This window comes from Labrys sedimenti (assembly GCF_034424805.1).
Taxonomy (GTDB): domain Bacteria; phylum Pseudomonadota; class Alphaproteobacteria; order Rhizobiales; family Labraceae; genus Labrys; species Labrys sedimenti.
The window spans coordinates 998,791-1,013,089 of sequence record NZ_JAXOUF010000001.1; the positions used below are offsets into that span (position 1 = coordinate 998,791).

The following is a 14,299-nucleotide window of genomic DNA, read 5'->3' on the forward strand; positions in this document are numbered from 1 at the left end:
ACGATTCAGGCCTATCCTGCAATCGGCGCGTTAGACGGCGAGCTATCATTTCACGTTTGTGTCACATGCCGCCCGTCGTGCGCGCGAAAACACGCCTTGACGCCTTACTTCCTCGGTAACTACGCCACCGCCTCCTTCTTCGGACGCCCCGCCTTCCTCGGCCGGTAATGCGCCTGCATGATCAGCGGATCCCGCATCGCCGCCCGTAGCGCGATTGCTACTACTTTGGCGCCCCTGCCCAGCTCCCCGGCCTTGTACAGGTTCCAGGTGCTCAGAGAGACCCCCAGCAGATCGGCCGCCTCGTGGTTCGACAGGCGCGCCTTTTCCTGCCATGCGGCGACGTCGATCGGCGCCTGCTCCTCGGCAAGAAGCCGCAGATGCTCGGCATCGATCATCCAGTCGTCATCCTCGCCCCAGGCAACGGAGGTTCCATACTCAGCAACATGAGCGGAGGCGAACAGCGGAGCGTGCGCAAGCGGCGCCAGGAGATCACCACCGGTCGCGATCCAACCCGAAAGATTGACCGTCGACACGCCCCCGGCCTTCCACTTGATCTGCAGCGTGAGCGGGACCAACGTCTCGACGGACTCGATCCTCGGCAGTTCCTCAGTCATGGCTCTCTCCTCTCACGCGATCGGGAAGCGGGGGTTGATCCGATTCCACTCCGCCTTGATCGTTTCGATGTTGGCGGAAACCCAGGCCTCGACTTCCTTGCGGTTGGACTTGATCGAGCCTTTCAGCACGCGCTGCGTCTCGATCTCGACCAGCGCCTGGAAGTCAGGGGCGACGACATGGAAGTGCGGGGGCAGATGATCATTGGCATACACCCGGATGATGATGTTGCCGATCTGAAAGAGTTTGCCCATCGCCGTCCCCGTCGTTCGATGAAACAAACCTAATCCGAATTTCGGACAATGTCAATAAATATAGTCCGATTTTAGGATGATATAAAAACAAAATATGCCTCCAATCAAACCGTCCTAGGGGGTTTGAATGAGAATTTCGGGCCTCCGAAGGGGTGGTGACAATAGCCGCGAATATTGGCATCAAATCGCCACTGTCGCCGAAGGTGTGAGCAACGCACCTTCCACCGAGCGCACCGCGCTCCCAGAGAGCCGAGAGGCTCTCAGCGGCAGCCTTTGCCGGAGTAGAGCAGCCAGGTCAGCTCGCCAGCCTCATAAGCTGGAGGCCGCAGGTTCGAATCCTGCCTCCGCAACCAATTCGCCTGAACAGGCAATCGACTTCAAGCAGGCAGACGGACGAGGCTTTGGCCCGTATGTCTGCGCCAGGGCGTGGGAGCAAGGGGCCGACCTGGGCTCCTCGGCGGCAAACCACCGAAGGCGCGGGCGAACCGGGGTGGGTAGCGAGCGGTCTAGCCTGCTTGATCGTGCTATTTCTTGGCCCGCCTGCCGATAGGAAGATTAAGCGCGATTGTCACCAAGGCGCCCCCACCCAATCCTACAATCAGGCATGCCTGCAGCGCGTCGATTGGGTCCGATACGAGGCGCTGCCAGTTGTAGGCGGCGCGAGAGACCAAGACGGTCAATGCGAGCACCAGACTGTAGAAACCGAATTGTCTAAGCTTGGACATGAGGGTTCGCGCTCGGAGTTGCCGATCATCCTAGCATGGGCGGCGTGGCATTCAGAGGCGATCGCCTCGAAGAACCGTAACGGAAGCCTTCAGCGACTGAGCCTGATCTGCCTTGAGTTCATCGAGCGTCTTCGTTGCGCCTACCGCCATCAAGGTCGAGTGAAGTGCCTCTTCCTCTCGCTTGCAGGAGGCCATTGCCTTTGAGACAACCGCGTCGACCGACTGGTTGGTTCGCGCCATGGACCATGCAGCGGCGCGTGTACACCTTTGATACTCGGCATAGGCTGGAGCAGCAGCGCTATCGCCTCGCTTGGCCGTATGTGTGCATGCAACCAAACCTGTGGCGGCGATCACCACCGAGATCGTTAACAACTTAGACATGATGGCTCCCCAGCCAGCTTAACGTCACCGCAGCTATACCGACTGGAGCGAGACGCGCAAGGCGCCGCAGTAGGTTTCGGGCGGCCGGATGGGGTAATCTAGCCTGCTTGATGGGGCGAGAGATATCGAGCGAAGCTGCAAAAAACGAGATTGACGAAGCTAAAGGCCATTTCGACGGCGATAACGGTCAGCACCATCGACCCGAACCATGCGAAGGGGTGCTCATAAAAGGGTGCCCGCCCAACCATGAACACCAATATCGAGACCCATGCGGCCGCGATCCCGGTGGTCTTCAAAGCTCGCAGCAGAGTGCTCATCTGAACCGCCTTGTTTAGCAACGACTTCCTATCACATTTTCGCCCCGCCGGCCCAGCCGCGCGGGGTTTTTGTTTGGAGAGAGCTAATGACTGAGGAGCAGATCAAGCACCTGGCGAACCGCTTCCTCAGTTGGAGGCTGCCGGAGCATTTCAGACCAGACGGCGGGATCAGCTTTGACCCTATCGCCAGCAAGGGAACGCCCTACGAGTCCAAACGCGAGCCAGTGGGCACAAACCTTCTGAGTGCCGAACAGGCCGAGGCGATGGTCCGTCATATGGTCCAGGGGATGCCAACTTAATGCCGACCGAACAGGAAAAGCGCAAGGTCGTCGCCAACTGGCTGGTCAAAGAGAACATTGCAGATCCGGCCCTCGCCAATCTGCTGGCGCCGGCGGTGACGGAGCTGTTTTGCCCGGAACCGAAGCGCATCAGCATCGAGCACTGGCAGTTGATCGCCAAGAAGGCCGGGCCGACCGAGAAACCCGAGTGAATCCATGACCGACGAAACGCCAAAGAAAAACAAGGGCGGAGGTCGTCGACCGGGGTCTGGCCGCAAGAAGGGCGTCCCGAACAAGATCACGCTGGCAGAGAGGAAGAAGGCGCTCGAAGGCGGTTTCTCGCCCCTCCAGATCCTCACCAACCTCGCCCGCGACCACTACGACGCCTACCTCAAAGAGCGGCGTAAAGGGATCAAGGTCGACGACGCAAAGCTGATGGAAAAAGCCAAGGCCGCCGAGAGCGCCGCTGAAAAGGCCGCTCCCTACATCCATTCGAAGATGCCGACGGCCCTGCACCACAGCGGCCCAGGCGGAGGCCCGATCCCCACGCTGGATCTCACGAAATTGACCGATGAGCAGCTTGCCGCCCTCGAACCTGTCATCTCTGCGCTTGCCGCCGCCGGCGGTCTTGCTGGAGCAGATCCGGAAGGAGAAGGCACGCCGGAAGCGTGAGGCAGAGCTTCAGCGGCTCGCCAATGACGCCGAGGCCACCCGGCAGCGCTGCAAGACCTTCGCCGGCTTCGTCAAGGAAGCCTGGCCGATCATCGAGCCCAATACCCGGCTGATCTGGGGTTGGGAACTGCAGGCGATGTGCGATCACCTCGAGGCGATCACACTTGGCAAGCTGCATCCTCGCCTGATCATCAACGTTCCGCCTGGGTCGTCGAAGTCTACGATCGTTTCCGTGCTCTGGCAGGCATGGGAATGGGGCCCGATGGGCATGAGGTCCCATCGCTTTGTCTCGACGTCCTATGAGACCGGGAACGTCACGCGCGACACCCGTAAGACGCGCAATCTCATCCTGTCGGAGTGGTATCAGACACTCTGGCCCGAGGTGAGGCTCAACCGCACTGGCGAGACGAGCTTCGAGAACACCGACACCGGTTTTCGTGAGGGCGCCGCCTTCAAGTCACTCACCGGCAAACGCGGCCGGCGCCTACTGGTCGACGATCCGCATAGCGTTGATGGCGCCGAGTCCGAGAAGGAACGCGCATCAGCTGTGCAGAGCTTTCTGGAAGGCGGCCTCAATCGTATCGAGAGCGAAGACTCCGCAATCGTCGTCGTGATGCAGCGTCTGCACGACAGCGACCTAACCGGCACATTACTCGCTCGAAATTGGGGTTTCCTCCACCTCAGGATTCCGATGGAATTCGAGGTGAAACAGCGTTGTGAGACACCCCTGCCCTGGCGCGATCCTCGCTCCTTCGAGGGCGAGTTGATGAACCCGTTGAGGTTCACGCAGGCGGGCCTGGTGCCGTTCAAAGCACAGGCCTTCGTCTGGGCTGGGCAGTACCAGCAGCGGCCAGTCCCGCGCGAGGGTGGTCTCTTCAAGCGTTCCTGGTTCGATGGGAAAATTATCGACACGGTACCGGCTGGGACAATCTGGGTCCGACATTGGGATCTTGCAGCGACGAAGGGCGGAAACGGTGCCCGGACCGCGGGTGTGAAAATGGGTCGGATGCCGAACGGCTCCTATGTCGTTGGCCACGTCCGCACCTGCCGAGAAGACGGTGCCGGCGTCCGCGGGGCCATCAAGCAGCAAGCGGAGATCGATGGCAAAACCGTCAAGATCAGCCTGCCGCAAGATCCTGGACAGGCGGGCAAGGTGCAAGTCAGCGACTATGCCACCCTGCTCGCCGGATGGACACTCACGGCTGAACCCGAAACTGGCGACAAGATCACAAGGGCAGAGCCGTTTGCCGCTCAATGCAAGCTCGGGAACGTCTACCTCCTCGCCGGGGAATGGGTGGACCCATATCTCGATGAGCTCTGCCTGTTTCCCGGATCCGCCCTGAAAGACCAGGTCGACGCCTCGTCCGGTGCGTTCGGTCAATTGGTCAGAAACAAAGCATCGGGCCCCTCTTTTGGAACCTATGGACAGACCTGATGGAATCCGAACCGAACCCGCAGGCGATGGCGTCGGACCGGGCCTCCATGTCCGCCTTTTGGGAAATGGTGGATGCCATTCTCGGGGGGGCGGAGACGATGAGGGCTGCGGGCCCCATCTATCTGCCCAAGTTCGAAAACGAGACGGCCAAGGACTACGACGAGCGGAGGAAAACGGCTCCATTCACCAACATCTATGCCGACATTTCGCGGGATCTGTCCGCCAAGCCGTTCTCGAAACAGCTCGTTGTCGGCGAAGGCGCATCCCAGAATATCGCCGGCAAGATCGACGGCGGGAAGCGCAGTGACGGCTTCGTCGATAACGTCGATGGGCGGGGCAATAATCTTCACGTTTTCGCAGCCGACAGCTACAAGGCCGGCATCGACTACGGGCTGGATTGGATCCTCGTCGACTATCCCAAGGCAACTGCCGATCGGGCGCTGACGCAGGCCGAAGAGGCCCAGCGCGGCTTGAGGCCATACTGGGTCCACGTCCGCGCCAAGCGTGTCCTGGCGGCCTACAGCGACTTCGTCAATGGCAAGGAAATCCTCGTCCACGTTCGGCTCGATGAGAGCGCCACTGTTCGCGAGGGCTTTGAGGAAAAGACCTATGAGCGGGTTCGCGTCATCGATCGCGTGCCCATCAAGGGCGACGACGGTGCCGTTGTCAGCTACGGGCCGGCGACTTGGACGATCTACGAGAAGCAGAAGGTAGCGAGCTCGGATCGAGAACAGTGGCTCGCGATTGAAGAAGGAACCTACACGATTGGGGTGATCCCACTCGTTCCGTTCATTCCTGGTGATCGCATTGGGACCTCCTTCGCGGTCCGCCCACCTCTCAAGGACATCGCCTACGCGCAGGTCGAGGAGTTCCAGCAGGAATCCAACCTCAAGGCGATCAAGAACCTGACGGCGTTTCCGATGCTTGTCGGCGAAGGTGTCCAGGCCAGCGACGAAAACGGTACCAAGATCGTTGTCCCGGTCGGCCCGCGCGCAGTGCTCTTGCCCGGCACGAACGCGAGTGGGGAGAACGCCACCTTCAAATTCATCGAGCCGGCGGCGACGTCCCTGACTTTCCTTGAGGAGAGCCTGGCCAAGCATCGCAAGCAGATGCGCGAGCTCGGCATGCAGCCGCTGACTGAGACGAACATAACCGTCATCACGTCGGCAAACGTCTCTCGCAAGGCCGGGTCGGTTTCGGAATCCTGGGCAATCAAGTTCCAGGACATGCTGGAGCAATGCTTCGTGCTGACCTCGATGTGGCTGAAGGAAACGCCGTCCGCGGAAGCTCTTGTCCACACCGACTTCACGGTCGACCTCGACGGCGCCGCCCAGCTGGATTCTCTCCTGAAGGCCCAGGCTCAGGGCGTGCTTTCCAAAGAGACTGTCCAGTCCGAATTCAAACGTCGCGGGGTCGTTTCTGATGAATTCGACCCGGCCGTCGAAAAGAAGCGCCTCGAGCAAGATCAACTCAGCGCAGTTCCCGCAATCGACCCTGTGACCGGCGAACCGGTGCAGCCACTGACCAGACCCCAGAAAGTCTAGCCGGCCCGTTGCTGCGGATACAGCAGGGCCATTCCGAGGCGGATGCCTCAACACCAGCGGTCGGATGACCGGAGACCACCATGAAGTTGAAACTTGATGATGCCGGCCACGTTGTCGTGGCGGACGGCAAGCCCGTCTACGTCTATGACGACGGCAAGGAAGCCCCCTTCGACGCAGCCCATACCATGGCCACCATCACGCGCCTCAACGGCGAGGCAAAGACCCACCGTGAGGCCAAGGAAGCCGCGGAGACCAAACTCAAGGGCTTCGAAGGCATTGAGGATGCGGCTGCGGCGCTGAAGGCACTGGAGACCGTCCGCAACCTCGACCAGGGCCAGTTGGTCACCGCCGGCAAGGTCGAGGAGATCAAGGCAGCCGCGAAAAAGGCAGCCGAGGAGCAGGTCGCTGCCGCCGCGAAGGCCAGCAACGAGACCATCACCCGGCTGAAGACGGAGAATGGCAAGCTCACCTCCGACCTATTCAGCGAGAAAGTTGGCGGCGCCTTTTCCAGGTCGAAGTTTATTTCGGACAAGGTCGCCGTCCCTCCGGACATGCTGCAGGCAGTCTTCGGCAATCGATTCAAGATCGAGAACGGCAAGGTCGTCGGCATCGGCCTCGATGGTCAACCGATCTATTCCCGCACCAAAGCCGGGGAAATCGCGGAGTTCGACGAGGCGATCGAGAGCATGGTCGATGGATATGCTTTCCGGGATTCGATCCTGAAGGGAAACAATCACAGCGGCGGTGGTGGAAAGCCCGGCAATGGTGGCAATCACGGGAACAAGACCATGAGCCGCCAAGCCTTCGACGCCCTTGATCCGGCTGCGCGTGCCACGAAAATGAAAGAGGGATACACCCTCACCGAATAGCGCCACCAGGCGCGTAATGCCCCACGCGGATGCGGGACGGGGCGACCGGGCTGGATGGCCCAGACACCCTGACATCAATCCCAATCCCAAGAGGCAATAACCATGGGCAATACGCTCACTGGGCTCATCCCGACTATCTACAACGCCCTGGACGTCGTGAGCCGGGAATTGGTGGGGCTGATCCCCTCCGTTTCTTCGGACATGACTTTCGAGCGCGCTGCCGTCGGCCAGACCGTCATGTCGCCGGTCGCTCCTCCTGCCACCGGCACCGACATCACCCCCGCGGTGATCCCGCCGAACGATGGTGACCAGAACATCGGCAACGTCCCGATGACAATCACCAAGGCCAAGCGCTCCCCGATCCGCTGGAACGGTGAGGAGAAACTCGGCCTCGACAACAACGGCGCCTCCTACAACGTGATCTTCCGCGACCAGATCGCCCAGTCCATGCGTTGGCTGGTCAACCAGGTCGAGGCCGATCTCGCCGCGCTGTTTCCAGCCGCATCTCGCGCCTACGGCACTCCCGGAACGACCCCGTTCGCCTCCGATCTGTCGGACACCGCGCAGATGCGCAAGATCCTGGCTGATAACGGGGCGCCGATGGGCGATCTGCAGTTGGTGTTCGATACCACTGCCGGCGCCAAGATGCGCACCCTGACGCAGCTCACCAAGGCCAACGAAGCGGCCGATACGTCGCTTCTGCGTCGCGGGGTGCTTCTCGATGTCCACGGTTTCGCACTTCGCGAATCCGCGCAGATCAAGACCAGCACCGCAGGCACCGGCGCCGGTGCCACGACGAACGCCACCGGCTATGCGATCGGCGCCACCGTCATCACGCTGGCCTCGGCCGGAACCGGCACGCTCGTTGCCGGCGACGTGATCACCTTCGCCGGTGACACCAACAAGTATGTCGTCGCGGCCGGTGACGCAGATGTCTCGAACGGCGGCACGATCACGCTCGCAGCGCCCGGTCTGCGCAAGGCCATTCCAGCCGCTGCCACGGCAATCACCGTGCTCGCGGCCGCCGTGCGGAACATGGCATTTGCCCGTACCGCCATTGCGTTGGCTACTCGTGCACCGGCTCTGCCGCCCCAGGGCGACAGCGCAATCGACCGACAGATCGTCACCGACCCGGTGTCTGGCCTGTCGTTCGAAATCGCTATGTACGCGCAGTATCGCCAGATGCAGTACGAGGTCTCTCTGGCCTGGGGTACGGCGGCGATCAAGCCCGAGCACATGGCCCTCCTTCTCGGCTGAGGCGAGCAATACTGAGGGCGCGCTTCGGTGCGCCCTCCCTCCCCTATTTCGCGAGATCAGACATGAAAACGATCAAGGTAAAGCCTTGGGGCGAAGGTCAGGGCGAATTCGTCGTGATCAATGTGGACGACCTCACCGAAGGCCACGAGGTTATTTCGGAAGACGGCACAGTCGATCCGGCCGTTGAGAAGCGCGCCCTGTCCGACAGCATCATCGCCAAGATCTTCGCCAGACGCGCCGGCATCTCGCTCGATGCGTGGTATGCCCTGCCGATCGAGGAGCATATCGACCAACTCCGCAAGGCCGAAATCGAGATCGATGGCGCAGCCCCGGTCGATGAAATCCAGGACGCCCTTCGAGTCGCTAAGGGACCAGGCGGCAGACTCTACCTGAAACGCGGCAAGGAGACCGTCGGCGGCCCATTCGAGAACGAAGAAGCCGCTCAGGCCGCCATGCAGGAGTTGCTCAACCAGGAGGCCGGCGCCCGACAGACCGGCGATCAATGAGCAACATCGTCACCCTCCCGCGACGCGACGCCGACAAGATCGTGTGGCGTTGCGATTGCGGATGCCTGACGCACTTCATACGTGCCGACGACGAGGTGGAATGTGCTCAGTGCGGCACTCTCGCCAACGGCAGCGGAGGCGAGTGGCGGAAGAACCTTCCTGATGTGCCAGCCATAATCGGAGAAGTGGAGAGCGGCGACGTCAAAGTCACCGACCTCAACTCCGCTGATGCCGCGATCAAGCGCGTTTTGCGCAAGGTCGATGCCGAACAGATGTTCGCCCTGATCGTAGTGAACACCGACGGCTCGCTTTCGGTCTGGGGGCGAACGCTCAAGACCGATGATCAGCGTGATTGGTTCGACCGCAAGATGGCTGACGCCAAGGCCTTTCTGTCCAGGGGATGATGACCGATGGCTTTCATCGTTGAGGACGGGACCGGTCTGGCGAACTCCAATAGCTATGTCAGCGTTGCCGACGCCGACAGTTATTTCGCCGATCGCGGTGTTTCGACTTGGGCAGGCAGCGACGCGGTCAAACAGGGAGCGCTGGTCAGAGCCACGTCGTTTATTGACGTCACTTTCCGCCAGCGCTTCACAGGCTATCGGGGAAAGCGGCATCAGCAAGCATTGGAATGGCCGAGGATCGGAGCCTACTACGACAATGGCATGCCGCAGACTCCGCCGGACGGATTTTTCTATGGCATCGGGTATCGGCTGTACGAATACGAGCCGATCGATCCAGCGACGATCCCGAAGGAACTGAAAAACGCCACATGCGAGGCCGCGCTACGAGAGCTCGCTGGCGCCGGTTCCCTGACACCAGACCTCGATTCCAATGGGGCAGTCAAAAGGGAGCGCGCCGGCGATACCGAGCGCGAATACGTCGGCTTTTCCTCGCTGACCAGGACCTATCCAGGCATCTTCGCAGCGATCTCGGGTCTACTCGGCAATGACTATGGCCTTGCGGCCCGCGCCGTGCGGGGCTGACCACAAACAGGTGATCCGAGATGTCCTTCCTCTATCCCAGGACGATCGCGGTCACCCGGCCGGTCGAGAACCTCGCCGTCGGCATCCAGCCCTATAGCGGCGTGCAGCAGGCAACGGAGACGCCGGTCGTCTCCGGCATTCCGGCATCGGTCCAGGCCGCCAGTGGCTCTGCCAGGCCCCGTGGCGGCGATCTTCCTGCCTCTCCGCCGGCGCCGATCCAATGGAACATCTTCATTCCGCGCGGCAAGGTCGCCAAAGGCGTCATCGAAGACCGTGACATCGTGACCGACGACCTCGGCGACCGCTATCAGGTCTCCGCAGCGTATTGGAACTCCATGGGGTGGAAGCTCCTGACCATTCGCCTCGAGGCGCACTGACATGGCCGATGAAGCAGATGCCGGCAACGCACTGGTCGCTCTGATCGCGGCGGCGGTCTATCCCAACGGCACAAGCCAGCCCTCGGCCCTCGGCGCGCCGACATCCATCATGCGAGGCTGGCCGGTTCCTGCCGTGCTCGACCAGGCCATGAACGCCGGCCAGGTCGTGATCTCGGTCTTCGGCCAGAACGGCACCGAGAAGAACGTCACCCGGTTCTCGCGGGACTGGGCGCAGTTGGTGCCCGCCGTCGAGACAATCACAACCACCGTCGTCGACAACGTCTTGACGCTCGGCGGCGCCATCCAGACGCCCCAGAACGTTGCCGTCATTGTCGGCGATTATCCGCCCACGAAGATTTCAGCGATCTATCCGGTGCAGCCGGGCGACACCTTGGCCTCGATCGCAACTGGTCTCGCGTCTCTCCTAACCGCTCAAGGCGTCACCGTGTCGACTGCCGGCCCGGTGCTGACCTTCGCTCCCAATGCGCGGGTGGTCGCCCGCGCTGGTGGCTACGGAACGATCGTGCGCGAGCTGAAACGCCAAGAACGCTGCTTTACGATCACGGTTTGGTGTAATTCGCCGGCTCAGCGGGACCATGTCTCGCCAATCGTCGATATAGCGCTCGCTCGCCCGGAGAACCTCCGTTTTGCCGATGGAACTGTAGGCCGGCTGCTCTACGAGCGGACCCTCGTTCTCGATGAGCGCCAAACGGTCGAGATCTACCGGCGCGATATCCAGTACCGCGTCGAGTACCCGACGATCGAGACGCAGGACGCCACCAAGATCCTGGTGGTTGAAACCGACATCACCGCGAACTGATCACGTCGACCAGTTGATGCAACCGAGCCGCCGCAGGGCGGCTTTTTCTTTTGGGAAGAGCCCATGCCCATCGTTCAGCAAGGCTTTCTGAATACGACCGCGCTGAGTGTCAGTGACGTCTACATTCAGATTGTCCCGCCCCAGTTCCTGATCAACGGTGTTCCGTCCAATGTCCTCGGCCTGGTCGGCTCCGCCACCTGGGGCCCGGTCAACCAGCCTCAGATCGTCGGCTCGCCGGCCCAGTTCAAGGCGAAGTTCGGCCCTTATCAGGCCCGGCAGTATGACATGGGCACCTGGGCTACTATCGCCTTCCAGCAGGGCGCCACGGCCATTCAATGCGTGCGCGTCACAGACGGCACCGATATTGCCGCCACCGTCCTGGCCCAGGCCAGCGCGCCCAAAGCCGCCGGCAAGATCTCCTTCAGCGGCCAGCCGACGGCATCGCAGACGATCACGCTGAACGGTACCGCCGTGACCTTCGTAGCCTCTGGCGCGACCGGACTGCAGGTCAACATCGGCGCCAACCTCGCTGCTACCCTGGCTTCGCTGCTCACCCTTCTCCAGGGCTCCAGCGACACGCAGCTCGTCAAGTTCACCTATGCCCTGTCCGGCACGGATCTGAACCTGACGGCCGCCACAGGCGGCACGGCCGGCAACTCGCTCACTGTTGCCACCACTGTCACCGGCGCGACCGTCACGAACATGTCTGGCGGAGCTGCTGCGGCCCCCGCCCTAACGCTGACCTCGAAATATACCGGCAGCTTCGGTAACGGCATCATGGTCACGATTCAGCCTGGCTCGGCGGCCGGCACCTCTCAGGTCCTGATTGCCGCCCCTGGTCTGGCGTCCGAGAAATTCGACAACATCGGTGGCAGCGGGGCAACCTTCTGGGCCAATGTCGTCGCGGCCATCAACAACGGCCTGAGCGGCTCGCGCGGCCCGTCGGACATCATCACGGCGACCATCGGCACCAGTTCCGCCTCTCCGCAGACCGCAACCTACTATTTGCAGGGCGGCACGGATGGCGTTGCCGGCCTCAATGCCACCGCCCTGCTTGGCGTGGACACCGTGCCACGCACCGGGATGTATGCACTTCGCGGCCAGAGGGTTGCCGTGGGCGCCCTCTGCGACGTCACCGACACCACTTCCTGGGCGGCGCAGGTCGCTTTCGGGCTCGGTGAAGGCGTCTACATGATCACCTCCGGCCCTGCCGGTCAGTATCCGCAGACGGCAGCAACCGCCAAGGCCACGGCCGGCATCGACAGCTACGCTATGAAGATCATGCTGGGCGACTGGGTGTATTGGAACGATACCGCGAACGGTCTGCCGCAGCGCCTGGTCAGCCCGGCGGCCTTCTCCGCTGGCTTGCTCTCGGCCCTGTCTCCCAACCAGTCAACGCTGAACAAGCAACTCCAGGCGGTTGTCGGTACCGAACAAAGCGCTTCCGGGCAGCCCTACACAACGGCCGATCTCCAGATCCTGGCCGGCGCCGGCATCGACGTGATCTGCAACCCGGTTCCGGGCGGCAACTACTTCGGCTGCCGGAATGGCCGTAACGCCTCGTCGAACGACGTCATCCATGGCGACAACTACACCAGGATGACGAACTACATCGCCACGACGCTGGACACGGCCATGGGGATCTACGTCGGCAAGTTGCAGAGCGCGACGACCCGGCGCCAGGCCAAGACCACAATCGATTCCTTCTTCGGCAACCTGCAGCAGCAGGGCCTGATCGGGACGCCGAATGGTCGCGACGATGCCTGGGCTTCGGTCCTCGACGACAGCAACAACCCGGCCTCACGCGTGGCCCTCGGCTACATGCAGGCCGATGTGCAGGTCCAGTACCTGTCGGTGATCGAGTACTTCCTCGTGAATCTGGAAGCCGGCCAGTCCGTCCAGATCGAGCGCAAATCCGTCAATTTCGCAGTCTAAGGAGCGCTGACACATGCCAGCCAATACCGGCTTTGGCGTCCTGACGATCGGCAAGGACGTCTCGATCGACGTCACCTTGCCGAGTGGCCAGGTGCTCAACATCGACAGGGTCACCTCCTTCGATAAGAAGCAGGAGACCACCTCCCTCAATTCGAAGGGCCTGGATGGAATCCACCGCTACGCCGAAATCCCGGACGGCTGGACGGGCTCAATCGGCATCGACCGCGGCGGACATTCGCTCGACGACTTCTTCGCGGCGCTGGAGGCGGACTATTACGCCACCGGCACACTGAACAACGTCCGGATCACCGAGACGATCGAGGACACTGACGGCAGCGTCACGCAGTTCCGGTATGACGGCGTCGCTCTGAAATTCTCCGACGCAGGCAAGTCGCAGCCCGACGCCTATGTCACGCAGCAGCTGAGCTGGAAGGCCAGCAAGCGTATCAAGGTGCTCTGATGACGACGGTGAAACTCAATCCGGTCCGCGAAGCCGCCACGGCCAAGTCGCCGTCGCAGCAGATCGTCGAGGAAGCCAACCGCATCGTGTATGTCACCGATGCGCGCGGCCGAAACCTCGGCGTCCGCAGGATTACGACACCTCTGCGCCGCAGGATCTTCAAGGCCCTCTCGGCCGAGTCCGCGGAAAAGCGTCAATATCTCGGCATGGTCTTCGTTGCCGCGTCTTGCTGCAGCATCGACGGCGAAGAAATTCGCCTTCCGGCTTCCGAACTCCAGTTTGACGCCCTGATCGATCGCATCGATGACGACGGTGCCGAAGCTGTCGCAGACGCGATCCGCGAGCATTTCCGGGTCGAGGAAGAAGGCGCCGGCGAAGCGGGGGAATAGCGGGGGACGGCGATTTCCGGATGAGGCTCTACCTCGTCAAGAACGGCGTCCCCTATGATGTTGCCCTGAGCCTCAGTTCCACCGAAGCCCTCGCCCATTACGTCGTCTTCGGCGAGCTCGACGGCAACAAGTGGAATTGGAACGAAATGAAATGGGAGCCGCGGCGATAATGGGCTCTGTATACGCCTCCGATATGCCCAATGCTCACCGGTTCCCCGGTGCCCCTGCGCGAACGTCCAAGACGCTACCGGCTGCGATCGCGACATATCACATCAGGCGGCAGTTTTCACCGCCTGATCGTCAGTTTGAGTGCCCCAAGCACAACCATAGCAGCGAACAACACCGGCACAGTGGGAAAAGAGCTATCGCCAAGGTCCAAATGTACGCCCATCGCTGTCCAAACGACACCGACAACCAAAGCGAAAAACAACAGCGACCATAGGAAGTGGCGCAGCCCAAGCCATCGCATCGATCTGAGTACC

At 61.6% G+C, this 14,299-nt stretch carries 20 protein-coding genes and 1 tRNA gene; 17 read left to right on the forward strand and 4 right to left on the reverse strand.

The features are described from left to right. Positions 1-119 precede the first annotated feature (119 nt). Together U1R88_RS04795 and U1R88_RS04800 are read right to left on the reverse strand one after the other, a co-directional pair. Positions 120-614 (reverse strand): hypothetical protein, encoded by a 495-nt coding sequence (locus U1R88_RS04795; RefSeq protein ID WP_322430209.1) that lies wholly within the window; start codon positions 612-614, stop codon positions 120-122. 12 nt (positions 615-626) lie between these two features. Beyond that, positions 627-866, reverse strand: a complete 240-nt coding sequence (locus U1R88_RS04800; RefSeq protein WP_322430210.1) for a DUF4160 domain-containing protein — start codon at positions 864-866, stop codon at positions 627-629. A 274-nt stretch (positions 867-1,140) separates the two neighbouring features. On the opposite strand from U1R88_RS04800, the gene U1R88_RS04805 reads away from it, so the two are divergent. Beyond that, positions 1,141-1,219 (forward strand) — tRNA-Met (locus tag U1R88_RS04805). Between the two features lie 423 nt (positions 1,220-1,642). Here the strand turns inward: U1R88_RS04805 and U1R88_RS04810 are convergent. Beyond that, on the reverse strand, positions 1,643-1,972 hold the full coding sequence (locus U1R88_RS04810) for a hypothetical protein (RefSeq protein ID WP_322430211.1): 330 nt from the start codon (positions 1,970-1,972) through the stop codon (positions 1,643-1,645). A gap of 98 nt (positions 1,973-2,070) precedes the next feature. Further along, positions 2,071-2,289: a hypothetical protein gene (locus U1R88_RS04815; protein WP_322430212.1), complete on the reverse strand. Its 219-nt coding sequence runs from the start codon at positions 2,287-2,289 to the stop codon at positions 2,071-2,073. 86 nt (positions 2,290-2,375) lie between these two features. Between U1R88_RS04815 and U1R88_RS04820 the strand changes: the two genes are divergently transcribed. The 16 genes from U1R88_RS04820 to U1R88_RS04895 all read left to right on the forward strand — a co-directional run bounded on the left by U1R88_RS04820 (position 2,376) and on the right by U1R88_RS04895 (position 13,987). Then, on the forward strand, positions 2,376-2,588 hold the full coding sequence (locus U1R88_RS04820; RefSeq protein WP_322430213.1) for a hypothetical protein: 213 nt from the start codon (positions 2,376-2,378) through the stop codon (positions 2,586-2,588). Then, a complete protein-coding gene (locus U1R88_RS04825) occupies positions 2,588-2,779 on the forward strand; it encodes a hypothetical protein (RefSeq protein WP_322430214.1) in 192 nt (63 codons plus the stop codon). Before U1R88_RS04820 ends, U1R88_RS04825 begins: the two co-directional genes overlap by 1 nt. Before the next feature lie 4 nt (positions 2,780-2,783). Further along, entirely contained in the window at positions 2,784-3,239 is a 456-nt protein-coding gene (locus tag U1R88_RS04830; RefSeq protein ID WP_322430216.1) for a hypothetical protein, read from the forward strand. Continuing rightward, positions 3,139-4,674, forward strand: a complete 1,536-nt coding sequence (gene terL, locus U1R88_RS04835) for a phage terminase large subunit (RefSeq protein WP_322430217.1) — start codon at positions 3,139-3,141, stop codon at positions 4,672-4,674. The genes U1R88_RS04830 and terL overlap by 101 nt, the downstream gene beginning before the upstream one ends. Further along, entirely contained in the window at positions 4,674-6,218 is a 1,545-nt protein-coding gene (locus tag U1R88_RS04840; RefSeq protein WP_322430218.1) for a DUF4055 domain-containing protein, read from the forward strand. The genes terL and U1R88_RS04840 overlap by 1 nt, the downstream gene beginning before the upstream one ends. A gap of 185 nt (positions 6,219-6,403) precedes the next feature. Beyond that, positions 6,404-7,087 (forward strand): DUF6651 domain-containing protein, encoded by a 684-nt coding sequence (locus tag U1R88_RS04845; protein WP_322430219.1) that lies wholly within the window; start codon positions 6,404-6,406, stop codon positions 7,085-7,087. A gap of 102 nt (positions 7,088-7,189) precedes the next feature. Continuing rightward, positions 7,190-8,344 (forward strand): major capsid protein, encoded by a 1,155-nt coding sequence (locus tag U1R88_RS04850; protein WP_322430220.1) that lies wholly within the window; start codon positions 7,190-7,192, stop codon positions 8,342-8,344. A gap of 62 nt (positions 8,345-8,406) precedes the next feature. Continuing rightward, a complete protein-coding gene (locus U1R88_RS04855; protein WP_322430221.1) occupies positions 8,407-8,850 on the forward strand; it encodes a hypothetical protein in 444 nt (147 codons plus the stop codon). After that, positions 8,847-9,254, forward strand: coding sequence for a hypothetical protein (locus tag U1R88_RS04860; RefSeq protein ID WP_322430222.1), 408 nt, complete (start codon positions 8,847-8,849; stop codon positions 9,252-9,254). Before U1R88_RS04855 ends, U1R88_RS04860 begins: the two co-directional genes overlap by 4 nt. A 6-nt stretch (positions 9,255-9,260) precedes the next feature. Then, positions 9,261-9,836, forward strand: coding sequence for a DnaT-like ssDNA-binding protein (locus U1R88_RS04865; RefSeq protein WP_322430223.1), 576 nt, complete (start codon positions 9,261-9,263; stop codon positions 9,834-9,836). Between the two features lie 20 nt (positions 9,837-9,856). Further along, the gene (locus tag U1R88_RS04870; RefSeq protein ID WP_322430224.1) at positions 9,857-10,213 is read left to right on the forward strand and encodes a hypothetical protein; all 357 of its coding nucleotides are present in this window, start codon (positions 9,857-9,859) and stop codon (positions 10,211-10,213) included. 1 nt (position 10,214) lies between these two features. Beyond that, a complete protein-coding gene (locus U1R88_RS04875) occupies positions 10,215-11,033 on the forward strand; it encodes a hypothetical protein (RefSeq protein WP_322430225.1) in 819 nt (272 codons plus the stop codon). Positions 11,034-11,096: 63 nt separating this feature from the next. After that, on the forward strand, positions 11,097-12,968 hold the full coding sequence (locus U1R88_RS04880) for a hypothetical protein (protein WP_322430226.1): 1,872 nt from the start codon (positions 11,097-11,099) through the stop codon (positions 12,966-12,968). Between the two features lie 13 nt (positions 12,969-12,981). After that, positions 12,982-13,428 (forward strand): hypothetical protein, encoded by a 447-nt coding sequence (locus U1R88_RS04885; RefSeq protein WP_322430227.1) that lies wholly within the window; start codon positions 12,982-12,984, stop codon positions 13,426-13,428. After that, entirely contained in the window at positions 13,428-13,817 is a 390-nt protein-coding gene (locus U1R88_RS04890) for a hypothetical protein (protein WP_322430228.1), read from the forward strand. Before U1R88_RS04885 ends, U1R88_RS04890 begins: the two co-directional genes overlap by 1 nt. Positions 13,818-13,837: 20 nt before the next feature. Then, positions 13,838-13,987: a hypothetical protein gene (locus U1R88_RS04895; protein WP_322430229.1), complete on the forward strand. Its 150-nt coding sequence runs from the start codon at positions 13,838-13,840 to the stop codon at positions 13,985-13,987. Positions 13,988-14,299: the final 312 nt, after the last annotated feature.